At 36.0% G+C, this 24,995-nt stretch carries 22 protein-coding genes; 19 read left to right on the top strand and 3 right to left on the bottom strand.

Annotated elements, in window-relative coordinates:
• Positions 1-3: 3 nt before the first annotated feature.
• The 11 genes from CVS81_RS01105 to CVS81_RS01155 are packed head-to-tail and all read left to right on the top strand — an operon-like array spanning position 4 to position 14,031.
• Positions 4-774, top strand: coding sequence for an oxidoreductase (locus CVS81_RS01105; RefSeq protein ID WP_107964806.1), 771 nt, complete (start codon positions 4-6; stop codon positions 772-774).
• A complete protein-coding gene (locus CVS81_RS01110) occupies positions 771-1,838 on the top strand; it encodes a hypothetical protein (RefSeq protein ID WP_107964807.1) in 1,068 nt (355 codons plus the stop codon). Before CVS81_RS01105 ends, CVS81_RS01110 begins: the two co-directional genes overlap by 4 nt.
• The gene (locus tag CVS81_RS01115; RefSeq protein ID WP_107964808.1) at positions 1,835-3,409 is read left to right on the top strand and encodes a hypothetical protein; all 1,575 of its coding nucleotides are present in this window, start codon (positions 1,835-1,837) and stop codon (positions 3,407-3,409) included. Before CVS81_RS01110 ends, CVS81_RS01115 begins: the two co-directional genes overlap by 4 nt.
• A gap of 2 nt (positions 3,410-3,411) precedes the next feature.
• Positions 3,412-5,136 carry an ATP-binding cassette domain-containing protein gene (locus CVS81_RS01120; RefSeq protein WP_107964809.1) on the top strand — a complete coding sequence of 575 codons (1,725 nt, stop codon included), beginning with the start codon at positions 3,412-3,414 and terminating at the stop codon, positions 5,134-5,136.
• 11 nt (positions 5,137-5,147) lie between these two features.
• The gene (locus tag CVS81_RS01125) at positions 5,148-6,776 is read left to right on the top strand and encodes an asparagine synthase-related protein (protein WP_107964810.1); all 1,629 of its coding nucleotides are present in this window, start codon (positions 5,148-5,150) and stop codon (positions 6,774-6,776) included.
• Complete coding sequence (locus CVS81_RS01130) at positions 6,773-7,576, top strand: class I SAM-dependent methyltransferase (RefSeq protein WP_107964811.1); 804 nt, start codon at positions 6,773-6,775, stop codon at positions 7,574-7,576. The genes CVS81_RS01125 and CVS81_RS01130 overlap by 4 nt, the downstream gene beginning before the upstream one ends.
• Positions 7,566-8,759: a glycosyltransferase family 4 protein gene (locus CVS81_RS01135; RefSeq protein ID WP_107964812.1), complete on the top strand. Its 1,194-nt coding sequence runs from the start codon at positions 7,566-7,568 to the stop codon at positions 8,757-8,759. The genes CVS81_RS01130 and CVS81_RS01135 overlap by 11 nt, the downstream gene beginning before the upstream one ends.
• Positions 8,752-9,903 (top strand): glycosyltransferase family 4 protein, encoded by a 1,152-nt coding sequence (locus CVS81_RS01140; RefSeq protein ID WP_107964813.1) that lies wholly within the window; start codon positions 8,752-8,754, stop codon positions 9,901-9,903. The genes CVS81_RS01135 and CVS81_RS01140 overlap by 8 nt, the downstream gene beginning before the upstream one ends.
• A gap of 3 nt (positions 9,904-9,906) precedes the next feature.
• Positions 9,907-11,052, top strand: coding sequence for a glycosyltransferase (locus CVS81_RS01145; RefSeq protein WP_107831035.1), 1,146 nt, complete (start codon positions 9,907-9,909; stop codon positions 11,050-11,052).
• Complete coding sequence (gene asnB / locus CVS81_RS01150; RefSeq protein ID WP_107831033.1) at positions 11,040-12,932, top strand: asparagine synthase (glutamine-hydrolyzing); 1,893 nt, start codon at positions 11,040-11,042, stop codon at positions 12,930-12,932. Before CVS81_RS01145 ends, asnB begins: the two co-directional genes overlap by 13 nt.
• Positions 12,925-14,031 carry a glycosyltransferase family 4 protein gene (locus CVS81_RS01155; RefSeq protein WP_107831032.1) on the top strand — a complete coding sequence of 369 codons (1,107 nt, stop codon included), beginning with the start codon at positions 12,925-12,927 and terminating at the stop codon, positions 14,029-14,031. The genes asnB and CVS81_RS01155 overlap by 8 nt, the downstream gene beginning before the upstream one ends.
• A gap of 4 nt (positions 14,032-14,035) precedes the next feature.
• Here CVS81_RS01155 and CVS81_RS01160 read toward each other — a convergent pair whose 3' ends face one another.
• Positions 14,036-14,965, bottom strand: a complete 930-nt coding sequence (locus CVS81_RS01160) for a sugar transferase (RefSeq protein WP_107831030.1) — start codon at positions 14,963-14,965, stop codon at positions 14,036-14,038.
• Positions 14,966-15,068: 103 nt separating this feature from the next.
• Between CVS81_RS01160 and CVS81_RS01165 the strand changes: the two genes are divergently transcribed.
• Positions 15,069-16,052 (top strand): YeiH family protein, encoded by a 984-nt coding sequence (locus tag CVS81_RS01165; RefSeq protein WP_107831028.1) that lies wholly within the window; start codon positions 15,069-15,071, stop codon positions 16,050-16,052.
• On the opposite strand, the gene nadD is transcribed toward CVS81_RS01165, so the two are convergent.
• On the bottom strand, positions 16,036-16,917 hold the full coding sequence (gene nadD / locus CVS81_RS01170; RefSeq protein ID WP_107964814.1) for a nicotinate (nicotinamide) nucleotide adenylyltransferase: 882 nt from the start codon (positions 16,915-16,917) through the stop codon (positions 16,036-16,038). The two genes, CVS81_RS01165 and nadD, sit on opposite strands and share 17 nt — an antisense overlap.
• A 79-nt stretch (positions 16,918-16,996) precedes the next feature.
• On the opposite strand from nadD, the gene gap reads away from it, so the two are divergent.
• The 5 genes from gap to CVS81_RS01195 all read left to right on the top strand — a co-directional run bounded on the left by gap (position 16,997) and on the right by CVS81_RS01195 (position 21,629).
• Entirely contained in the window at positions 16,997-17,995 is a 999-nt protein-coding gene (gene gap / locus CVS81_RS01175; RefSeq protein ID WP_107964815.1) for a type I glyceraldehyde-3-phosphate dehydrogenase, read from the top strand.
• A 16-nt stretch (positions 17,996-18,011) separates the two neighbouring features.
• Positions 18,012-19,211 (top strand): phosphoglycerate kinase, encoded by a 1,200-nt coding sequence (locus tag CVS81_RS01180; RefSeq protein ID WP_002941208.1) that lies wholly within the window; start codon positions 18,012-18,014, stop codon positions 19,209-19,211.
• Between the two features lie 3 nt (positions 19,212-19,214).
• A complete protein-coding gene (locus tag CVS81_RS01185; RefSeq protein ID WP_107964816.1) occupies positions 19,215-19,895 on the top strand; it encodes a triose-phosphate isomerase in 681 nt (226 codons plus the stop codon).
• Positions 19,896-20,062: 167 nt separating this feature from the next.
• Positions 20,063-20,881, top strand: coding sequence for an enoyl-ACP reductase FabI (gene fabI, locus CVS81_RS01190; RefSeq protein ID WP_012140237.1), 819 nt, complete (start codon positions 20,063-20,065; stop codon positions 20,879-20,881).
• A 79-nt stretch (positions 20,882-20,960) separates the two neighbouring features.
• Positions 20,961-21,629 carry a DUF2625 family protein gene (locus CVS81_RS01195; RefSeq protein ID WP_107964817.1) on the top strand — a complete coding sequence of 223 codons (669 nt, stop codon included), beginning with the start codon at positions 20,961-20,963 and terminating at the stop codon, positions 21,627-21,629.
• Between the two features lie 569 nt (positions 21,630-22,198).
• Here CVS81_RS01195 and CVS81_RS01200 read toward each other — a convergent pair.
• On the bottom strand, positions 22,199-23,305 hold the full coding sequence (locus CVS81_RS01200) for an FtsW/RodA/SpoVE family cell cycle protein (protein WP_107964818.1): 1,107 nt from the start codon (positions 23,303-23,305) through the stop codon (positions 22,199-22,201).
• Between the two features lie 52 nt (positions 23,306-23,357).
• Here CVS81_RS01200 and CVS81_RS01205 point away from each other — a divergent pair, with 52 nt between their 5' ends.
• Positions 23,358-24,329, top strand: a complete 972-nt coding sequence (locus CVS81_RS01205) for an RluA family pseudouridine synthase (RefSeq protein WP_107964819.1) — start codon at positions 23,358-23,360, stop codon at positions 24,327-24,329.
• Entirely contained in the window at positions 24,262-24,936 is a 675-nt protein-coding gene (locus CVS81_RS01210; RefSeq protein WP_199907135.1) for a fibronectin type III domain-containing protein, read from the top strand. Before CVS81_RS01205 ends, CVS81_RS01210 begins: the two co-directional genes overlap by 68 nt.
• Positions 24,937-24,995: the final 59 nt, after the last annotated feature.

Here is a 24,995-nt window from a genome sequence, read left to right on the forward strand (position 1 = left end):
GCAGTGTTAAAAGATAAAGTAGTTGTCGTTACCGGTGGAGCTGGACTTATTGGTAAAGAATTTATAAAAGCCATTGTTGAAAACAACGGCATAGCTATTATCGCGGATATAAATGAAAAAATAGGGCAAGAGGCAAAAGAGGCGCTATCTAAAGAGCTAAATTCAAAAAATATAGACTTTGTAAAACTCGACATCACCTCTAAAGACTCTTTGGAGGCTTGTATAAAATATTTGCATGATAAGTATAAAAGGATAGATGCACTAGTAAATAATGCATACCCTCGAAATAAGAACTATGGAAGGCACTTTTTTGATGTTGAGTATAGTGACTTTATAGAAAATTTGGGACTAAATTTGGGTGGTTATTTCGCCGCATCTCAGCAGTTTGCAAGATATTTTAAAGAGCAAGGATATGGAAATATCATAAATATATGCTCGATCTATGGCGTGGTTGCTCCAAAATTTGAAATATATAATAACACAACAATGACTATGCCGGTTGAATATGCTGCCATAAAATCAGGACTTATTCACCTTACTAAATATATGGCAAAGTATTTTAAAGGGATGAATATAAAGGTAAATGCGCTAAGTCCTGGCGGTATATTTGATAACCAGCCAGAGCCTTTTTTGGAAAAATATAAAGATCAGTGTCTGAACAAGGGCATGCTAAACAATAGTGACTTAAAAGGCACCTTGGTATATCTACTTAGCGATATGAGTAGGTATGTGAATGGTCAAAATATCGTAGTTGATGATGGATTTAGCATATGATAGTGCGCCATAAAGAGGATCGCGAGAAATTTGAAGCTAGATGGCAGGAATATATCTCAGAAAATATTCACAGCCCAAGATATCTAAGCTCATATCTGGACTATATGAAATTTTATTCTAAAGATATACTTAGCGATGAAAGCTTTGTGGTTGTTGAGAGCAACAAGTGTGTTGGAATTTGTTTTTTGCCAGTAGAGCAAGCAAATGGCGTTGTCTCTATATCTTTGTCTGGATATTTTACGGTTGCTCCGCTTGCTATAAGCGATAGAGTTTATGACATAGTTTTTAAAGAAATTTTTGAGATAAGTAAAAGCTATAATGTTAGTAAGATAATGTTTTATTTGGACTCTTTAGTTATGGAGTTTTTTAACAAATATAACTTTCTTATCAAATATGGCTTTATAGACGCTACTGGCAGCAACTGCGTGCTTGATCTATGCGATGAAAAAAGTACTTTGTGGTCAAGACTAAGAAAGTGCTATAAGCCGTTAATAAATGGAATTTTTAAAAATAGTGAATATGACTTTGTTGTCGTATCTAAAGAAAATCCAAGTTATGAAATCCATGAGGCATATAGAGAGCTTCACAAAAAGGCCGCAGGTAGAGAGACAAGACCTAAAATAACATTTGACAAGCAGTATGAAATGTTACAAAATGGCAATGCTACTATTATAGGATTAAGATATAAAGGCCAATTTATAGGTCTTTGCTATTTTTTACATACGAGCGAAGTTGTTGTATATATGAGTGCTGCAGATGATCCAGAATTTACAAATATGAGAATTCCTATATATCACGCCATTTTGCAAAAAGCCACCGAGTATTTTCATGATATGGGTTTTAAGCATATGGAGTACTCTCAGCCTGCAGGGTATAACTTAGTGGATGGATTTTTAGACTATTTGGACGAAAAACAGATAAATATAGCACATTTTAAAAGAGGCATGGGTACAAAAATGGTGCCAATATTTCGAGGTGTAAAATATTTTGATAAAAATTTACTGTTAAAAGATATAGATAGCTTTAGAGAGGCATGTGTTTCTTCTTTTGAAAGTATGACATGAAGTTTTATTTAGATATTTACTGCTCTCCAGATATATCATATCAATCTTCTATTAATCAAGGGGATCCTGTTGATTGTGATGATGTTGATGGGTTTGTTGAAAAAGTATTTGATTTTCTTTATTTTGACTATATAAAAAATCAAAATGATGAGATTTCTGATGTTTTAAAAATAACATGTCCTTTTATTATCTCAAATTTGATCGCATTATATTCTAATATCCTTGCAGATGCTCGTTTAAAAAAAAGTGGTTTTGATGTAATCTATACTGATAAAAATATAATTGATAGCAAGATTGGCAAAAGATGTCTCTCCCCATATTATTTGCCAGATCTGTATTCTGGTGGAAAAGAAGTGCCATTTGTTAATTTTTATTTATCTGAGATATATAATAAAAAGGACTATAAGTATTTTTTGAAAAAGATATTTATATTTTTTTCAAAAAAAGAACAGGTTGTTGTTTTAAATAGAAATAAATGGCTAATAGAGTTTTTAAATAGTTCAAATATAAAATATTCAATTATAGACTTTGAATATTTTTTTGACGAGATAAAAGTAAACGATATTGTGAAATTTGATGATCCTAAGTTGAATAGTTTCATTGAGAACATATCAAAAAATATAACCCAAATAATCTCAGAAGAGATAGATAAAGATAAATTTTACAATCTTTTGGTGGCAATTTTAAAGAAAATAGTTTATAAGGGATATATTGATTATAAAAACTGCAAAAATGCAATGAAAAATAAGAAAATATATTTTAGTAAAATATTTACTGGAACGATGGGTAATTACAAAAGCAGGGTCATTTTTTCTGTTCTTAAGAATTTTGGCGTAGAAACAAATTCTTGTATGCATTCTGGCTCCATTTCTCATATTGATTATAAATTTGATCCTAGGCTGTATATAGAATATTTAATACCTAATAATTTTTATATATTTAATAAATTTGATGTCGATACAATACATAAAAGGATACATAAATACGGACTAAGCATACAATTTAAATGTCTTAAAACAAAAAAAAGTGTTGGTTGTAGCAGCAATAAAGGGCATGTGGTTGTTGAAGGTAAAAATATTAAAAAAATAGGGATACTTTCTTCAAATTTATGGGTCAACAGAAGGGCTATTTTTAACCCTAGTGATTTGCAATATTTCGAATTTAAATATAAGTTATTAAAGTTAATAGGCGAAGATTACGAAGTATGTATAAAATCACATCCAAAAGGGGCCTTAAGGCCTAAGGATAAGGTATTATCATTATTTAATAATGTTAGTTATGTGGATGAATGCCCTATGGATAAATTTTTAGAAAGTGTAGATTGTGTTATTACTCCGTTTGCTGATTCTACATCTTTTAATGAAGTTGTTTCTTCTAATACTCCGTTGATCTTAATAGATTTATGTAAAGCAGGGCTTACATCTGAGGCAAAGGAAACACTAAAAAATAGAGTAGCTTTTGTTGATTGTTCTTTTGAAAATGGTTTGGCTACAATCAATAAGGATCAATTTGCCGAAGCTTTTAATAGAAAGTATATTATGGATTTTGAATTTGCTTATAGGTTTCAATAGACATGAGTATAAAGATTTTAAATTATTTTAGAAAAAATATCCCAATTCCAATTTTTATTTTATTCTTTATAATGATCATAAGTGCACTTTTTGAGATAGTTGGAATCGGTTTTTTTATTCCTCTCTTGGATACTCAGAGTAGTTCTGATCTTGTTAATATAATCAATTTTATTTTTTCTAGCATTGGCTTACAATATTCAACAATTAATATTGCTATTTTAATTGTTGTAGTATTTGTTGTTAAATTTATATTTTTAAACATTCAAAATTTCTATATTTATAAGTCTAGTTATCAGTTTATGTTTAATGTAAAAAAGAACATTATGACAAATTTGTATAGTATGGATTTTGTAGAATATAACAAAATGGGCATTGATGTATTAAATAATATTTTTGTAAAAGAGATAGAAAAGAGTGCCTTGTCTATACGTTACTTTCTCCAAATTTGGGTTAATGCTATTTATTCTTTGGCATATTTGTTCTTTGCCATGTATATTAGTTTTACGCTCGTTTTAGTGTCTTTGGGGGTCGGATTAGTCGTGGTTGTGCTTCAAAGAAAAATTACAAAAGCTATTATTAGGTATTCTAAAACGGTTGTTGATTATAGTGCCAAGACAAATCTTGCAGTACTGCAAATATTAAATAGCATGAAATATATTAAAGCTACCAATAGGTGTGAATATAACAATATAAATTTTAATAAAATTTCACAAGACTATAGTAATAATATGGAAAAAATGTCTTTTTTAAATTCCATACCAAAGAATATGTCCGAATTTATTGGTGTAATGGCTATTTCGGCAACAATTATTATCAACGAAATAATGTTTCATGAAAGTACTGTGACGGTTGTGTTTTTAGGATTGCTACTATATAGAACCTTGGTTAAGATACTTAGTATACAGCACTCGTATCAAGACTTTTTAATAAATATAGGCTCAGTGGAAGTTGTTATGAATGTATATAATTATATTTTAAAAAATGTAGAAAAACAAAGCCAAAATGATACTTTACAACATATTTCAACCATAGGCTCTGCCAAAATGGAGAATGTCTTCATTTCTGTAGATAGCAAGGTTATACTAAAGGATATAAATGTTGAATTTAAAAAGGGTAATAGCTACGCTTTAGTTGGACAATCTGGGTCTGGTAAAAGTACTCTTTTAAACACACTTACTTTTTTATATAGGCCATTATCGGGGCAACTAACTATTAATAAAAATAGTATCGATAATCTAAGTTTTAGAAATAAGATCGGATATGTATCACAAGAAGTCATTATTTTTGATGGAAGTATTATGGATAATATTGTTTTTGGTGAATTGTTTGAAAAAGAAAAGTATGATGGCATAGTAAATTTACTCGGAATAGATAAGATAAGGGTTGAAAAACTAAATATGAATGGAACAAATATCTCTGGTGGACAAAGACAACTTATTGCTTTAGCTAGAGAGTTATATAGGGAGCCAGATCTTTTAATATTGGATGAATTTACTAGTGCTCTGGACTCGATCACAGAAAAACGTATAATAAGTGTTATAAATGGCATAAAAAAAGATAAGATAATTATAACCGTAGCACATAGGCTATCTTCTGTAATGGGCAGCGACTTAATATTATTAATGGAAAATGGAGAAATTTTAAGCTGTGGCACTTTTAAAAATTTATATGATCAAAGTTCTAAATTTAGATCTATGTGCAATGAGCAGAGTATTTTTATGGATTAGATAGGAATGATATGGTAGTTATAGATATAAAACAAGATCAATTTTGGAACAAATTTGAAAAAGACGGGATGAGTATATATTTAAAAGGGTACATATATTCTCACTCTATAGATGAATTAATAGAGCTACTTTATAGTATAGAGGATGAAAGTAGCATAGCAGAACTATCACATAGTATCGATGGGCACTTTGCTATTGCTGTACAGAAAAATGATCTATCTTTTATACTGGTAGATAAAATAAGAAGTACACCGTTATTTTTTTATAAATTTGATAAAAATTTTTACATTAGTAACAACCCACAGAATATAATTAATCAAAATGACTCAAAAGTAGGTGTTGATACAACAGTGCTTTTGGAGGCTTCTATGTCTGGATATACGATAGGTAATAAAACTTTTTATAAAGGGCTATATGCTTTAAAAGCTGGAGAGTTAGTAGTTTTTAAAGATGATAATTTTAAGTATATACAGTACTATAAATATTTTGGAGAAATAGAAAAAAAAGATTACAAAACCTATCAAGAAGAGTTATTTGATGTAACATTAAAAATTTTTAGAAAAATGTTAAAAAACATAGGTAATAGACAGATAGTAGTGCCTTTGAGTGCTGGGAATGATTCTAGGCTAGTGGTGTCTGCTCTAAAGTATCTGTCTGCTAAAAATGTTAAATGCTTCTCTTACGGTACACAAGATAATTCCGAAGCAAAAGTTGCTAAGATTGTGGCTGAGAAGTTAGGTTATGAGTGGATTTTTATTCCTTTAACTCATTGTACTGAGAAACATTATTATAGCTCAAATGATTATGCTGAATACTTAAAATATAGTGAAAGTTTTGCATCAGTGCCGTATATACAAGGATTATCTGCACTTAAATATCTAAAAGATATTGGTTATGTAGATAGTGATGCTATATTTATAAATGGAAATAGTGGCGATTTTATTTCAGGTGCACATATTAGCAAGATGATGGAGAGTGGAAAAAATTTAACCTCATATGAAGATAGAAAAGAAAATATTTTAAATAACCTTATTAATAAGCATTTTTCTCTTTGGGGGTATCTAAAAACAGAGAAAAATATATCATTGATCAAGAAAAAGTTGTGGGATGAAATCGTCTTGGCCTGCGGTGATTTAAAGAGTGATAGTTCCCAGGATCATTTGTTTTACGAGTATTCTGAGTTTATAGATAGGCAAACTAAGTATGTAATATCTGGTCAAAGAATTTACGAGTATTATGGACATGAGTGGAGAATGCCATTATGGGATGATGAATATTTATTTTTTTGGCAAAAGGTTCCAGCAGAATTTAAAGATGAGCAAAATCTATATGTTAGTATGTTAAAAGATAAAAATATGTGTAATGTGTGGGGTGATGATATCCCTGTTAATAAAAAAAGTATTGTCCCAAGCTGGGTCATCCCGTTAAGGTTTATTTTTAAAATTCCTTTTGTTTTTTTTGGTAAAAACGCAAAGAAATATTGGAGAAATTTTGAGATAAGCTTTTTTTATTATTGGATGGATGTTACTCATATGATGGATACTGTAAAGTATACAAGAGCTATGAAAGATATATTTAAGAAGCCAAGAAGTCATGTTTCATGGCAGACTGAAGATTATTTGTCAAGGTTTAGAAAATGAAAAAGACATACATTAAGTTACTTGAATTATATTTGTGTAAATGCAGTTTGAACAAACTAAATAACATGAATATAGATATTGAAAAAATAGTAGCTATTGATTCTATTAAAAATCATATAATCGATTTAAATGAAAGGAATATTGATTTAGTAGATAAGGAAAAGTGGTTTAATAATACAAAGAATAAGTATAGATTATATTCTTCTGTTTATAGGTATATAAAAACAAAAGAAATTATAGAAAAATACATTGATATAAAAAATAATAAGATTGTTGATTTTGGAGCTGGAAATGGTGTTTTTCTGGAATTTTTGGGATTGGGTGGCGTTGGTGTTGATATAAATAAAAAATGCGTTGAACATATGAAATCAAAGGGAATAGAAGCATATACAGTAGATGAGTTGTCTTCTCTTGAAAATAAATTTGATAGTGCTTTTGCTTTTGAGGTTATTGAGCATGTAGAAAATCAGTTGATGGTATTAAAAAATATTTGCGAATATATAAAAAATGGTGGCTACTTATTTTTATCTATACCTTATGTAAAAAACAGTCATGTACTAAAAAAACAACAAGAGGATACGGCAACTAAAAGGTTAGAGAACTATCATATATTTGAGCTAGACACTATAGATTTCAAAAATTTAACAACATATACAGATCTTGAGATCGTGGAAGTTGTACATTTAAACCCACATAAAGGTTTTTTTGGAGTTTTTAGTATATTTTTTGACCTATTTTTTAGATCAAAAAGGCCAAAATGGACAATTTTTATATTGAAAAAGAATAAGAATGTCAAATAGTGCTAAAAAGATAAAAGTATTAGTAGTTTCAAGTAAATTTATAGAGGAGTATTCTGGGTCTGGACTGCGGGCTTATAATACATACAAAAGACTTTCTGATAAATATGGTATTAAATTTGATGTTGTATCAAATTCTGTATCACTTAATAATAATCTAAAATATAAATATAATGATGTGGATGTGTATAGAATTTCATCTCCATTTAATGTTCCTAAAAAAAGATCACTAAAAAGAAGCGTTATAGTTTTAGCTGATATGATTTGGGAGTTTTTTTATAGCTGGCTATATATACGAAAAAACATAAAAGAATATGACTTGTTACATACTTTTGGAAATACATTTACCATAGGGTTTTTGACATGGTATTTTTCTAAAAAAAATAAGCCCATCATAAGAGAGCTTTGCAATGATATGTCAGATCCATTTTACCCCATACAGTTTTCAAGAATTATGCAAAAGATTTTTTCAAAAGAAAATACTGTGGTTGTTGCTATATCTAAGCGGCTTGAAATCCTAGCAAGAAAATTTGCTATTAAAAATATATGGTCAAGACCCAATCCTGTAAATGAAGATAAATTTAATCTGTGTAGCGAAGAGTTAAAAAGTATATTGAGAGAAAAATACACCAAATTTTCTGATCAAGATACGGTATTGTGTCACATTGGTAGTTTGTGTGATAGAAAAAATCATATTTTTTTACTTGATGTCTTAAAGTTATTGCCAGATTGCTTTAAATTAGTAATAGGTGGTCCTGAAAATAAACGAGAGCCTTATATGTTTGATAATATAATCAGTAAAATAAAGGAATTTAGTTTAGAAGATAGAGTGCAGTTTAAAATGGGCTTTGTTGATAATATGGATGAATACATAAAACTAAGTGATGTTGTTGCATTTCCATCAAAAGCTGAAGGATTTGGAACACCTATCATAGAAGCCCAAGCTTGTGGAGTGCCTATAGTGGCAAATATTATAGAAAATATAACTGATGTTGAGATAGTTGATGGAGAGGGTGGGTATTGCTCTAGCTTGGATCCGAAAGAATTTGCTAATAAAATAATAATGTCATTAAAAATTCCAAAAGAAAAGCTTACTAAAAACGCAGAAAATATTATAAATAGGGCATCTACAAAAGTTATAGATGAGGCGTACTACAAAATAATATGTGGACTAGTAAATGCATAAAAAAATAGTTATTCATCAACTATCGCTTGTTGGCATAGGAGGAGTTCAGCAGTCTTTTGTTCCATATTTTAAGATGGCGCTGCAAAAAAGTGAGTTTGACCATCAGATCTATGGCACTCATCCATTAGACGACTATTTTAAGGAAATAGGGTGTTATTATAAAAATATAAGAAGTTCCGTATTTAACAAACTAAAATTTATCTATTTTTTATACTCCAAAGACTACATAGTACACTTTTATAATAATATAGGAAGCCACTCTTTGCATAGAATTTTAAATTCACTGCCTTTGTCAAATATTATATTGCACGAAAGGGGAGTTGCTTGGAATTTAAAAGATGAAGATATTCGTGTGTATAGAGATAATGCCAATAAAGCAAATTTACTGCTTGCAAATTCTAATGCATCAAAAACTATGATGATTGAGAGATTTGGCGTAGATGCAAATAAAATTCATGTTTTGTATAATGGTTTTTTAAGTGGTGATATGATTTTAAACAATAGCGCATTTGCTACTAATGATATTAATAAATTTAAAGTCGGATATATAGGCAGGCTTGATACCCCAAAAGGAGTTCATACTTTTATAGAGGTTGCAAAAAAGTTGCCACAATATGAGTTTTTTATAGCTGGAAATGGCCCATGGGAGCTACTACTAAAAGATATGGCGGACAAAAGAGACAATATATTTTTCGTTGGTAGAGTGAAGAATCCGCTTGATTTTATAAATAGCATGGATCTAATCATTGTGCCATCCATTAGAGAACCACTTGGCAATACCATAATTGAGGCTGGGTTTTGTAAAAAACCTGTAATTGCTTCATGTGTAGATGGAATTTCAGAAATTATAGACGATGGGATTAGCGGTGTGCTTATAGAGCCCAAAAAGGAAATTAGTATTAGTCAGATACCTATCAATTCTGTTCCTATGCCAGAATATGTGGTCAATCCAAAAACAAAAAAGCTACAACAGCCAAAAGAGATAGAACCTGATGAATTGGCAAATCATATAATTAACTTGGAGCAGGACTACGCGCTAAGGCAAAAATACGGAAATGCTTTATATGATAGTGTAGTCGATAAATTTAATATCGAAAAATATTTTTCAGAATTAGAAAAAATATACAAAAATATAAATTCTTAAATCATGCAAAAAATAGCTATATTGATCAACTCTCTTGGCGGTGGTGGTGCAGAGAGGGTCGTTAGTACCTTATTGAACGAGTTGTGTTTCGAATATGAATGTTATCTGATTTTATTAGAGAACAACATAGACTATCTGCTTGATAACAGAATAAATGTTATTTGTTTAAATGAAGATGTAAATTTAAGTGGTATAAAAAAATTAATCAGGCTTCCATTTTTGGCCTTTAAGCTAGCTAAAATCATTAAGAAATTTGGTTTTGCGCAGGTAACAAGCTTTTTGTATAGGGCAAATTATATAAATATATTATCTAGTTTTTTTGCAAAACATAGGGTTGTTATTAGCGAGAGAATAGCTCCTAGTGCGATGTATCGTAATAATTCTCTCGAAGATGTAATTAGTAAAATCTTATTAAAAACACTATATAAAAAGGCAGACTTGATAATATCGGTTTCAAAAGCAATAGAATTTGACTTGATTGAAAATTTTAATATTGGTGTTAAACAGGTGGTAATTTACAACCCATATGATATAGAGAGTATAAACAATAAGGCCAACGAAAAAGTTGGCGTTGATATTGACAATAAAAGTATAATCGCAGTTGGAACATTGTGCGATAGGAAAAATCAGCAGTTGATATTAAGATCATTTGCAAGAATAGTTGATAACGACTATGTATTATATCTACTGGGAAAAGGCGAAAACGAGAGTAAACTAAAAGTTCTTGCAAGAGAGCTTGGTATCGCCACGAGGGTGGTTTTTTTGGGTTTTGATAATAATCCATATAAGTATCTTTCAAAATGCAGTATATTTATACTCGGGTCAAATGCTGAAGGCTTTCCAAATGTGCTGGCAGAGGCAATGGCTTGTGGATGTGCAGTTATAAGCACGGATTGTCTTAGTGGTCCAAGGGAGATTTTAGCGCCAAAAAGTGATATTAAATTTGAATTAAGAGATGATATCGAACTTGCAGAATTTGGAGTGTTAGTACCGTTGCAAGATGAGGTAAATTTGACAAAAGCGATAGAAGTTGTAATAGGTGATAATGAGTTAAGAGAGAAGTACCAACAAGTTGCTAAAAAAAGGGCTAATGACTTTAACATTGATGGTATTATAAAACGATACAAGGAAGTAATATGTGCGGGTTAGTTGGTTTTATAGATAAAAATAAAAATGAGCAAATTTTAGTAGATATGCTAGAGATGCAGGCATATCGCGGTCCAGATGATAGAGGTGTTTTTTTTGATGAAAAAAGTGGCGTTCACCTTGGACACAACCGCCTATCTATAATGGATCTAAGCTCAAATGGACACCAGCCTTTTGTGAGTGATTGCGGTGGATATGTGATAGTTTTTAATGGAGAGGTTTATAACTTTAAAGCTATAAAGGAAGAGCTATTAGCCCTTGGCTATAAATTTGTATCAAATTCTGATACCGAAGTTATTTTATACTCTTATAAAGAGTGGGGTGATGAGTGTCTTGCTAAATTTATAGGAATGTTTGCATTTGCTATTTTGGATAAAAATAAAAATGAGCTATTCTTATGCCGTGATAGAGCTGGCGTAAAACCACTTTATTACTATTTTGATGGTATAAATTTTATTTTTTCTTCTGAGATCAAATCTTTTCACAAGCATCCAAAATTTAAGAAAGAGCAAAATTTAGATGCGCTAGCTTATTTTTTTCAGTTTGGCTATATTCCTGCGCCTTATAGTATTTTTAAGGATTGTTTTAAACTTCCTGCTGGTTGTTATTTAAAATTTGATATTGTCAAAACGACATTTAAAATAACAAAATATTGGGATGTAGGATATTTTTATGCACAGCCAAAATTTAATAAAAATGAGAGTGAAATTTTAAACGAACTCGAAGGTCTTTTAGACAGTGCAATAAATTTACGTACTATCGCTGATGTGCCAGTTGGCGTCTTTTTAAGTGGCGGATATGATAGCTCACTGGTGGCTGCTTTGCTAAGCAAAACGCAAAAGATTGATACATTTACCATAGGTTTTGATGACGCTAGATTTAACGAGGCTGCCCACGCAAAGCAAGTGGCCACGCACTTTGGTACAAATCATCATGAGTATTATATAAATGAAGCCGACATGCTTTCATATATCGACACTCTTTCTTTCTTTTATGATGAGCCTTTTGGAGATAGCTCTGCGGTAGCGACCATGGCAGTTTCAAAAATGGCAAAACAAGATGTAACAGTTGCACTTAGCGCAGATGGTGGAGATGAACATTTTTGTGGATATAGCAAGTATTTCTTTTTACATAAATTTCAGGGTATTTTTTCTACTTCGCTCAAGAGAAATTTGATAAAAATTGGATTAAATTTAATAAATGAAAAAATTGCTGATATTGCAAATCAAGCCCTGCCAAATAATATCCGCCAGACAAATTTCAGAGATAAATTTCTAAAGTTAAAAAGAGCTATAAATAGTAAAAATTTAGACGAAATGTTTATAAATGCAAGTAGTTATGTAGATAGGTCGGACGTAACTAAATTTCTAAAAATAGGGCTAAAACAAGAGTATATGAATGTGTGGAAAAATGAGCTCAATCTTGATTTTTTAGATCATATGATGATGTGTGATTATAAACTTTTTATGTGCGATGATGTGCTTACAAAAGTTGATCGTGCTACAATGAGTGTTAGCTTAGAGGGGCGTGAGCCACTACTAGATCATCGTTTGATAGAGTATTTGACACGCGTTCCAGTAAGTATAAAATATAAGAATAATCAGCCAAAATATTTGCTAAGACAAATTCTGTACAAATATATCCCAAAAGATATAATAGACAAGCCAAAATCAGGCTTTCAGATCCCGCTTGCAAAGTGGTTAAGGGGTGATCTAAGATGGCTTGTTGAAGAGAATCTGGACTCTAGGGCTTTAAATGATGAGATATTTGATGTAAAACAAATACAAATTTTAAAAGATAGATTTTATGCTGGAGAAGAGCTTCAAAGTCTTATTTGGTTTATAGTGGTTTATCAAATGTGGAAAAGGAGATGGCTTGAGTAAAAGCGTCTTTATAGTGACAAATAGTGCTTGGAGTGGGTACAACTTTAGATTGAGCCTTGCAAATCACCTAAAGAAAAATGGTTTTAAAGTGTCGTTTGTTGTTCCATATGATGAAAAATACTCAACTTTATTGGAAGAAAATTTTGAAGTTTTTCATATAAATTTTGATGCAAAAGGGATAAATCCGTTAGTTGATCTAAAAACTTTTTTTAGCTTGCTAACCCTTTATAAAAATGAGAAGCCAGCTTGTGTCCTAAATTTTACTATTAAGCCAAATATTTATAGCTCACTTGCCTGTAAAATTTTAGGTATTTGTTGTATTAGCAATATCACGGGGCTTGGGACAGTTTTTATAAAACAAAGTTTTGTAACAAGCATAGTTAAATTTCTTTATAAGATATCGCTAAATGCAAACAAGGTTGTCTTCTTTCAAAATTTAGATGATCAAGATCTATTTGTAAATTTGGGCATTATTTCAAAAGAAAAATGCGACCTCCTACCAGGAAGTGGTGTAGATATAAATAAATTTGCCCCAAGACAAGAGAGCAAAAGAGACGAAAAATTTAAATTTTTGTGTGTAGCAAGACTTATAAAAGATAAAGGTATTGTTGAGTTAGTTGAGGCTGGTAAAATTTTAAGAAAAAAAAGAGATGATTTTAAGATATTGCTACTCGGAGAAAAAAATGTCAAAAATAATACTGCCATTAGCGACGAAGAGTTAAATTTGTGGCTCAAAAACGACTTTTTGGACTATCTTGGTATGAGCGATGATGTAAGTAAGGTTGTAGCTAGTGCTGAGTGCGTCGTACTGGCGTCGTATAAAGAGGGAATGTCAAAAAGTTTATTAGAGGCCGCATCCATGGCAAAGCCATTAATAGCTACAAATGTTAGTGGCTGTAAAGAAATAGTAGATGATGGAGTAAATGGCTTTTTGTGTGAGCCAAAAAACTCTATAGATCTCGCTGAAAAAATGGAAAAAATTTTAAATCTTGATAAAAGTATTCTTGAGCAAATGGGTAGAAATGGCAGAAAAAAAATGATTTTATCTTTTGATGAGAATATCGTCCTAGAAAAATATACAAAAGCTATTATGGACTAAACAGCTAGATACCTTTTTTGCCTAGTATTATCTCAAATGTTTTAAATATAGTTTTTATCTCCAGCCAAAGTGACCAGTGCTTGATGTAGTAAAGATCATACATGAGTTTCTGCTTGGCATCGTGAGTGTTTGCGCCGTAAGGGTAGTTTACCTGCGCCCAGCCGGTAATCCCTGGGCGGACGATGTGGCGTTCATTGTAGTAAGGGATCTTTTTTTCGTAGTCATGAACTAATATATCCCATTCTGTACGTGGTCCTATTAGGTGCATATCGCCGCGAAATACATTGATACATTGAGGTATTTCATCCATTCTAGTCTTGCGCATAAATTCGCCAAATTTAAATACTCTTGTGTCATTTTTTTGCGTGTATGGGTTGTGTTCCGAGTTTTCATGCATCGTTCTAAATTTATAGCATTTAAATATTTTAGCATCCAGCCCGACCCTATTTTGCAAGAAGTAAAGGCTGCCAGGAGACTGCTCGTCTATCTTTTTCTTTACATAAAATTTAAGTACAAAAAGTATCACAAGAAGCAGCGAGCAGCTTGCATAGTCGATCACACGTTTTAAGGCGTACTCAAAGGCATTATAAGGCTTGATATCGTTTAAAAAGTTTAAATTTTCGCCATTTTCTGGGATGTAGCACTTTTGCAAGTAAATTTCTAAAAAGCTCTCCACATTTAGAAATTTGATCTTTTTATACTTCGTCTTAAACTGCAAAAGCGTGAGAAATCTCACCAGTTTGCTATCAACTGGCTTTTGGGTATTTAGCACGATCAGCCTTTGATCGCCTGATTTTATGAGATTTTCTAGTGCGCTTCGCAAAGCTTTTGCGTAGCTATTTTCATGGGATAAAAAATTCACCTGGCCAAATTTCTTCCTAAGCTTCTCTAGCTCGAGTTTGGTGAAAGTATATTTTTCGCCAAGGATGATCATAGGCCTATCCCTTTATCTTTATTTTAAATTTGCATTATAAAATTCGTCTAATTATACCCAAACGTGCTAATTGCATTTTTAAAAAAAGAGTTAAGGTTAAAATATGTCTCATAAATTTCTCGCTGTACTTGTTTTAGCGCTCATATGCGCCATTTCTTTTGCGCTCTCAAACACACTTTTGGCTAAATTTCACACAAGTCCGCTCATCATCTCTATCATTTTAGGCGCCATTTTTGCAAATCTTTTTGCCAAACAGACTCAAATTTTAAAAAGTAGTGGCGTCGTAGCGATCGCTGGGAAGCAAATTTTAAGGCTAGGCATCATACTTTTTGGCTTTAATATAAGCCTTAGCGAGATCGCAAGTGTCGGCACTCTAGGCGTGATATACGCAGCTTTTATGGTTTTTGCGACCTTTTGTTTTGCGCTTTTTACCGCTAAAGCTTTGGGGCTTAGCAAGGATAGTGCTGTGCTCATTGGCTCAGGGGCTAGCATATGCGGCGCAGCTGCTGTTATGGCTACTCAAAATGAGATAAAAGCAGACGCAAACAAGCTTGCTATCGCCATTTGCACGGTGGTACTTTTTGGGACGATTGGTATGTTTATCTATCCATTTATCGCTAAATTTCTAGCTCTCACGCCGCACCAAACTGGCTTTTTTATCGGCGGCTCACTTCACGAAGTAGCCCACGTAGTGGCAGCCTCAGCAGCATTTGACAGCGCAGTAAGCAGCACCGCCGTCATCATAAAAATGCTTCGCGTCATTATGCTAGTACCTTTTTTGTTTTTGCTAAGTTTCTTAAATTTAAGTCAAAATAGCGGTGGCTCAAAAATAAAGAGCATACCATGGTTTGCGCTATTTTTCTTAGTGGCGATCTGCGTTAGATCTTTGCCATTTTTCCCTGAAAATTTAGTGGAGATTTTAAAGCTAGCCGCCAGCATTTGCCTTTGCGTTGCGATGTGTGCTTTAGGATTTGGGATAGATAGGAGTATATTTAAAGCGACGGGTAAAAAGCCATTTTTGCTAGCATTTTTTATATTTTTATGGCTTATTTGCTCATCGCTTGTCTTTGTTAAGACTCTTTGCTAGTTTTTAGCTTCTGCAAAAACTCTTCGATGTTGTATTTTGCCCTGTAAGCTGGGCTCAAAAGATGTATCAAAATGTCACCAAGGTCCATCACGATCCAATCAGGCGAGCTCTCCGTACCTATAAATTTCTCCCCAAGAGGCTTAAGCTCCTCTTTTAGATCCTCAGCCAGCGAGTAAGCGTGCCTCTCGCCAAGCGTAGTAGCGATAACTACGGCCTTTACAAAATAATCATCCCCGCTCATATCAAAGACTTGTATCTCTTCAGCCTTTTTTGCGTCTAAAACCTTAACTATACTTTCGGTGCGCTCTTGCATCGATCTCTCTTGCATTTTTAATCCTTGGTAAAAATTTATAATTTCATCTTTTATCTCGCTAGGCAGCTCATCAAGCCCCTTTTGGTGCCTGATCTGCGACGAGCTAACATCCACGTGCACATCCATTTTTTGTAAATTTTGTGGAATTTCTATGTGATTGCGTTTGGCGATCACAAACTGCACTAAATTTTTTAGCTCCTCGTAGCCGTGCCACTTATCAAGCGTGGCTAGGTGGTCCGCGCCTATTATGAGATAAAATTTCTCTATCTTGAATTTCTCATACAAATACTTAACCGTCTCTATGGTAGGCACTGGGCGGGCTAAATTTATCTCATAGTCTGAGATATCGACCTTCTCTAGGCCGCCCCAAATTTCTCTTATCCACTTTAGGCGAAGCTCTGGCGGAGCTGAAAATTCGCTCTTAAAGGGACTTATAAAAGTTGGCATGATGATGAGCTTGTCGATGTCAAGGCCGCTTAGTGCCATTTTCACAATGCTATCGTGTCCTAAATGAACCGGATCAAAGCTCCCGCCAAAAAGTGCTAACTTCATCTATTAAAGTGCCTTGTTTATATTTGTTTTAAAATTCTTTTTTGTAGAATTAGGCGTAATTATATCAAAAGGAGCTAAGATGTCAGTTAAAGTAGCAATAAACGGCTTTGGGCGTATCGGTAGGTGTGCTGCTCGTATTATTTTAGAGCGTGATGATGTTGAGCTTGTCGCTATTAACGACACCGCAACAAGGGATATGACGAGGTATTTGCTCAAATACGACAGCGTTCATGGCGAATTTAAGCAAGACGTTAAGGTGATAAGCGACGATTTTATAGAAGTAAATGGCAAAAAGATAAGAGTTTTTTCTACAAGAGATCTAAACGAGCTTAGCTACGCAGACTACGGCGTAGACGTGGTTTTAGAGTGCACTGGCAAGTTTTTAACCACCGAAAAATGTGAGCCATATCTTGCTCGCGGCGTTAAAAAAGTCGTCATGAGCGCTCCAGCAAAAGACGACACGGCGACATTTGTAGTTGGCGTAAATGACGATAAATACGCAGGTGAAGCGATCGTCTCAAACGCAAGCTGCACCACAAACGGCCTAGCTCCAGTGGCAAAGGTGCTAACCGATAAATTTGGCATCGTAAAAGGGCTGATGACTACGATCCACGCATATACAAATGGTCAAAGCCTAGTTGATGTAAAGGCTAAAGATTTCCGCCGCTCACGCGCAGCAGCGCTAAATATCGGACCTACGACCACCGGAGCTGCAAAAGCGATCGCTAAAGTGCTTCCAGAGCTAAGCGGTAAGCTGCACGGTCAAGCAGTGCGCGTACCAGTGGCAAACGTTTCTATGGTCGATCTAACGGCGGTTTTAAAAAGACCAGCTAGCAAAGAGGAGATAAACGAGGCGTTTAGGGCGGCTGCGGAGTCAAATTTAAAGGGAATTTTATTCGTCGATGACGACTACAGAGTTAGCAGCGACTTTTGCACAAGCACCTTTAGCAGCATCGTAGCGAGCGACACCACGCAGGTTATCGCTGATGATATGGTGAAGGTCTTTGCGTGGTATGACAACGAGTGGGGCTACTCAACAAGGCTTGTTGATCTTGCTAAGATCGTGGCTACAAAGTAAATTTAAAGGGTGAAAAATGAGTGATATTTTATCGATCAACGACCTTGAGCTCAATGGTGCAAAAGTCTTTATAAGGTGCGATTTTAACGTGCCTATGGACGAGTTTTTAAACATCACTGATGACCGCAGGATCCGCTCAGCGATACCAACTATCCGCTACTGCTTGGATAATGGCTGCAGCGTGGTTTTGGCCAGTCACTTAGGACGTCCAAAAAACGGCTATGAAGAGAAATTTTCACTTCAAGGCGTGGCAAAGAGGCTATCAAGACTGCTTGATAGAGAGGTGATATTTGCTGAAGATGTGATCGGAAATGACGCTAAAACAAAGGCTGCGGCTCTAAAGCCAGGCGAAATTTTGATGATAGAAAATTTACGCTTTGAAAAGGGCGAGACCAAAAATGACGAGGCTTTGGCAAAAGAGCTTTCAGGATTTGGCGAATTTTACATCAATGACGCATTTGGCGTTTGCCACAGGGCTCACGCATCTGTCGAAGCGATCACTAAATTTTATGATGAGAAGCACAAGGCGGCGGGATTTTTACTACAAAAAGAGATAAATTTCGCTCAAAATTTGATAAAACATCCATCACGTCCATTTGTCGCAGTCGTGGGTGGCTCAAAGGTAAGTGGCAAGCTTCAAGCCTTGCATAACCTTCTGCCGCGCGTCGATAAGCTCATAATTGGCGGCGGCATGGCATTTACATTTTTAAAATCACTTGGCGAAAACATCGGAAATTCGCTCCTTGAAGAAGAGCTCATTGAAGATGCAAGGCAAATTTTACAAAAAGGCAAAGAGCTAGGAGTGAAAATTTACCTGCCAGTAGATGTCGTCGCTGCTCAGACATTTTCAGCTGAAAGTGCTGTAAAATATGTCCCTGCCCAAGAGATCCCAAATGGCTGGATGGGGCTTGACATCGGGCCAGCGTCTATTAGGCTATTTAAAGAGGTCATCGCCGATGCGCAAACCATCTGGTGGAACGGACCTATGGGCGTTTTTGAGATGGATAAATTTAGCAAGGGTAGCATCAAAATGAGCCACGCTATCATCGATACTCACGCGACAACCGTCGTTGGCGGTGGCGATACGGCTGATGTGGTCGAGCGCGCTGGGGATGCCGACGAGATGACATTTATCTCAACTGGCGGCGGTGCAAGCTTGGAGCTCATTGAAGGCAAAGAGCTGCCTGGCATAAAACCGCTTAGAAAAGAGGAGTAGGTCTTGAAATTTCTAGCGAATTTAAAGTGCAACCACACAAGAGCAAGCTTTAGAGAGTACGCGAAAATTTTAGACGAAAATTTAAGCGCAAACGACGACGTGAGCGTATTTGCTCCAGCTAGTGCCTTTGATGAAAAAAGGCATATTTTTAGGCTTGGAGCGCAGAATTTCTACCCATGCGAGAGTGGGGCATTTACAGGCGAGATCGGCAAGGCGATGCTTGATGAATTTGATATCAAAGATGTGCTGATCGGCCACTCTGAGAGGCGTGAAATTTTAAACGAAAGCGAGGAGTTTTTGCGAGCGAAATTTGGCTTTGCAGCAAAAAATGGCTGGAATGTCATCTACTGCATCGGCGAAAATTTAAGCACAAATGAAAGCGGAGCTACCAAAGAATTTCTAAGCCGCCAGCTTGAAAACATTGACCTTGGCTATAAGAATTTGGTCATCGCCTATGAGCCGATCTGGGCGATAGGAACCGGCAAGAGCGCTAGCATAGAGCAGATAGATGAGGTGCTAAGTTTTTTAAAGACAAAGGCAAACGTGCCGCTACTTTACGGCGGAAGCGTCAATGCAGCAAATATCGCTGATATCGCAGGTATAAAAAGCTGCGATGGGGTTTTAGTAGGCACAGCCAGCTGGGATGCGAATAATTTTCTAAATTTGATACGCGTTGTCTCGTGAGCGCTTTTTAATGAGTTCGAAATTTTAAGTCTGCGACAGGCTATTTGCCTAGTCTTGACCTAAAATTTCTACACAACATTAAAATTCATCTCACGATACTGCCGCTATTAAATTTGGTTTAAAATTTAAATATCGCTTAAAAGTCAAACAAAATAAAAGGAGAAATGATGATACTAAAAGGTAAAAAAGGTCTAATCGTAGGCGTTGCCAACGCCAAGTCGATAGCTTATGGCATCGCAAAAGCTTGTCATGATCAAGGCGCGCAGATGGCATTTACATACCTAAACGACGCTCTTAAAAAGCGCGTAGAGCCGATCGCTGAGGAGTTTGGTAGCAAATTTGTCTACGAGCTTGACGTAAATAACCAAGCACACCTAGACGGCCTTGCTGATAGGATCAAAAAAGACCTTGGCGAGATAGATTTCGTCGTGCATGCAGTGGCTTACGCACCAAAAGAGGCGCTTGAGGGCGAGTTTGTAAATACCACAAAAGAGGCATTTGACATAGCGATGGGCACTAGCGTTTATTCGCTACTAAGCCTTACTCGCGCGGTCCTACCGGTGCTAAAAGAGGGCGGCTCGGTGCTAACTCTTACATACCTTGGCGGACCAAAATTTGTGCCACACTACAACGTCATGGGCGTTGCCAAAGCAGCACTTGAAAGCTCAGTTCGCTACCTAGCGCACGACCTTGGCGCTAAAAATATCCGCGTAAATGCGATCAGCGCAGGCCCAATTAAAACGCTTGCCGCAAGCGGAATAGGCGACTTTAGGATGATCTTGCGCTACAACGAAGTAAATAGCCCGCTAAAACGCAACGTCACCACTGAAGACGTCGGCAACAGCGCTATGTACCTACTTAGCGACCTAGCTAGCGGCGTAACAGGCGAAGTCCACTACGTAGACTGCGGCTACAACATCATGGGTATGGGCGACGTGGCTACCGACGCCGAGGGCAACACGATCCTAGCTTGGGACGCAAAATAATCTACTGATATAAATTTTGGCGGGGCGACTCGCCAAATTCTTCTTTTAAATTTCACCAAATTTATCGCAAGGACAGAAAATGAGGGCTTTAGACGAACTTATAGACACAAATGAGCCAGGCTGGGCGCTGATCGAAGAGTGGCTAAAAGAGGCCAAAAACGACTATGAAATTTTGCCTCGAGATGAGAGCAGGGCACAAAGTGAGCTTTTAGGGCTTCAGGTCACCACTCGCTTGCCGATGGGAGCGCTTGTTTATGGATGTGGCGGCATTGTGATAGATGGCGGTTGGTTGCGCCTGCTTGGTTCAGGATGCGAGCAGATGAAGCGCGGAATTTACAGCTTCAACCTTGGTAAAAGCTTTAGCGAAGTAGGACAGATGCCTAGCTATTTGCTCGTGGCGGATGATGTTTTGGGCGGATTTTTCGCAGTAAATGGCGGCGTCTTTGGTGGCAAAGCTGGCAACGTCTTTTACTACGCACCAGATAGCGGCAAATGGGAAGATACGCAGCTTGGTTACTCGCAGTTTTTATACTGGGCGCTAAGTGGGGATATATTTAAATTTTATGAGCTTTACCGCTGGGATGGCTGGCGTGAGGACGTGAGAGGTTTTAGCCTTGATAAGGTGATGTTTGCGCTACCACCGCTTCTTTGGCAAGACGCCGACGTAAGACTAAGACTAAAAGAGATGAAAAAAGATGGCGTTAATATTGATGAGTATTTTGCTTCTTTGTTTAAGGAGGAGAAATAGGATTGATTTTGTAAATTTTAGCTTTTGCAAATCTTAAAATCTTACTCACTCACCTTAGCAACTTAACAAAGAAACAAAACTTTAAATTTTTAAAAAACTATTCTGCAAATTTTAAAATTCCATTCACCCCTAAGAATTGACTACTAAAATTTAGCTTCACTAACCGCTTAGCTCAAATTTTAGAACCGAAATTACTCGTTCATGAAATTTTAAAATTTGATAGAGTTTTTTGTAACAAAACCGCATGCGGTGCGAAGTGCCGAAGCATGCCACCTCTAACGTGCGAAGGGTTTGGGGGATTTAAAAAGGGGGATAAGGGGACGGCCTCGTAACTCGAGTCCCCTTGTCTCCCTTTTGAATAAAAGAGTTTATAAATTTAAGGTCTATATTTTTAAAAGAGAAATTTGCTATTTTGTAAATTTTAAAATTCCATTCACTCGCAAGAATTGACTACTAAAATTTGGCTTCGCTTACCGCTTAGCTCAAATTTTAGAGCCGAAATTACTCGTTCATGAAATTTTAAAATTTGCCTGACGCTTGTCTGATTTGACAAAATAAATTTATAAATTTTAAAATTTAAATTTCACCGAGCGGTAGGTCTGATCAAACCTAAACGTTAGCAGATTTTGCAGTATCCCAAAAAGTACCATGAAGGTGACAAAGCTGCTTCCGCCATAGCTAAAAAACGGCAGCGGCACGCCCACAACCGGCGCAAAACCGATCGTCATCGAGACATTTACCCCCACATAAACAAAGATGAGCGCAGCTATGCCAGTGGCGGTCACCTGCGTGAAATAATCATTCTTAAGCCCGTAGTTTAGGCTAAGTAAGTGCGTTATAAGCGCTCCATAAAGCCCCAGTAAAAGAAGCGCTCCGTAAAAGCCAAAACGCTCGATATTATAGGCAAAGATGAAGTCACTTGTGGCGATTGGCAAAAATTTAAAGTGCGTTTGCGTAGCCTCGTCCTTTGGTTTGCCTTTTAGCCCGCCGCTACCTATGGCAATGATACTTTGTTTGACATGGTAACTCGGCTCTTCAGCGATGAAGTCGTGGATCCTCTTTTTTTGATAATCATGTAAATTTTCATACAAAACTGGCGCCAAAAATCCTATGGCAAGGATGATGCAGATCCAAATTTTTTTATTTACGCCGATGACAAAAAGGATGGTGTATCCAACTATCAAAAGTATGAGTGCAGTGCCAAGATCAGGCTCTTTCATGATGAGCGCAAATGGCAAAAGTATGTAAAAACTGAGCCTTAAAAAGTCTTTTAGTCCGTATCCATCGACATCTGGCGGGCGCTGCTTAACTAGATAGGCCAGCATCAGCAAAAAGGCTGGCTTCATGAGCTCTGAGGGCTGAAGCGTGAAATGAACGAAGGGAATTTCAAGCCAGCGCCTAGCTCCAAGCTTGCTAACGCCAAATATATCAACGCTTAAAAGCAGTACGATGCAGACCCAGTAAAACATCGGGATGATCCAGTCGATGCGTCTAATAGGCAGCAAAAATGCGATGCAAAATGAGACAAATCCGATGCCAAAATATACAAGTTGTTTGTTTGCCAAAATGTCGTTTGCTTCGGAGACTAGAATGTATGAGATGGCTATGATTGGGATGATTAAAAACGGCTGAATAAAATCAAAATGTGTTAAAATACGCCGATCTAGTTTTATCAAGAAGCAAACCTTAATTTTTGGGCTAGATTATATCACAAACAAGGCTTTGATTTTGGTTAAATTTAATGTTTTAAATAGCTCAAGACTCGACGTTGCAGTGGCCAAAGAGCTTCAAATTTCACGTAATCAAGCTTTAAATTTGATAAAAGACTCCCTTGTAAGCGTAAATTTAAAACCAGTTTCAAAACCAAGCTTTTTGCTGAGCGAAAACGATGAAATTTGCGTAAATTTTGCCCCAAAAAAAGAGGTGCAAAACGAATACAAAGTAAATTTTGACATCCCGATTATATATGAAGACGATGATCTCATAGTGCTAAACAAGCCCCCTCAAATCGTCGTTCACCAAGCCCCAAGCGTCAAAGAGGCGACACTTGTTGAGTGGCTAAATAAAAAAGGCTTTATGCTTTCAAATTTAAACGGTGACGTAAGAGCTGGCATCGTCCACCGCCTAGATAAGGGCACGAGTGGTGCTATCGTCGTTGCTAAAAACAACTTCGCCCACGCAAAACTAAGCGAGCAGCTAAGTGATAAGAGCATGGGACGAATTTATCTAGCGCTGACCGACCTGCCTCTAAAAGAGGACGTCATCATTGACAAGCCAATCGGCAGAAATCCAAACAACCGCCTAAAAAAAGCGATCGTTGCAGACGCTAAATTTGCCAAAAGCGCCTTTGTAAATTTACTAAGTGAAAGCGGAGTAAATTTGATAGCAGCAAAGCTTTTTACAGGTAGGACGCACCAGATAAGAGTGCATCTTGCCAGCATAAATCGCCACATTTTAGGCGATGATTTATACGGATTTAAGAGCCAAGGCGATAAAATAAGCAGGGTTATGCTTCACGCTTATATGCTCTATTTTATCCATCCGCGAACTGGCAAAAGGGTAGAATTTACCGCAAAAACGTATGATGACTTTAACCAAATAATTTACAAAAAAATTCCCAAGGAGATTTTTGATGAAAAAATTTGCTCTACGCATATTGACACCATTTTTAGTAGCTTTCTTAGCGGGATGCGGCTCTAGCGTACCGACTCAGCAAAGCACGTCACTACCAACTATTACAAGCTTAAAAACTATTTCAGACATGACAGAAGTTGGCTTCGAGTGGAACCCAGTGAGCGACGAGAGCGTCGTTGGCTACTACCTTTACCGCTCAAATCCAAACGATGCAAACTCAAAAATGCAACTAGTTGCAAACATAAAAGACCGCTTTGCTACGCACTATGTAGATCGCGACCTAGCTCCAGAGACCACTTACTCATACCAAATGAGAACCTACTCAAGCAACGCCATCTCTCAACCAGGTGCGATCGCAACTGCAACAACTAAGCCACTACTTGAGTCTGTGCCATTTGCGCAAGCTATCACAGGACTTCCAGGCCGTGTAAAAGTGATCTGGAGACCACATCCTGATAGCACAGTAGCAAGCTACATCATCCAAAGAAGCGATGCAGGAGCTAATAAATTTAGCCAAGTAGCAGAGGTAAATGGCAGACTAAATGCCGAGTATATCGACACTGAGGTAAAACCTGGTAGGTCTTATGAGTATAGGATCTTAGTTAAAACTTCTTCTGGCGTCATCTCAAAACCAAGCCAAAACATAAGCGCCACAACAAAGGAGTTACCCTAAATCAGTAACAAACGTCCAAGCGACCAAAAATGCGCCAAAAAAGATCATCTTAACGTGGG

Source organism: Campylobacter concisus (assembly GCF_003049065.1).
GTDB classification, from domain to species: Bacteria; Campylobacterota; Campylobacteria; order Campylobacterales; family Campylobacteraceae; genus Campylobacter_A; species Campylobacter_A concisus_BE.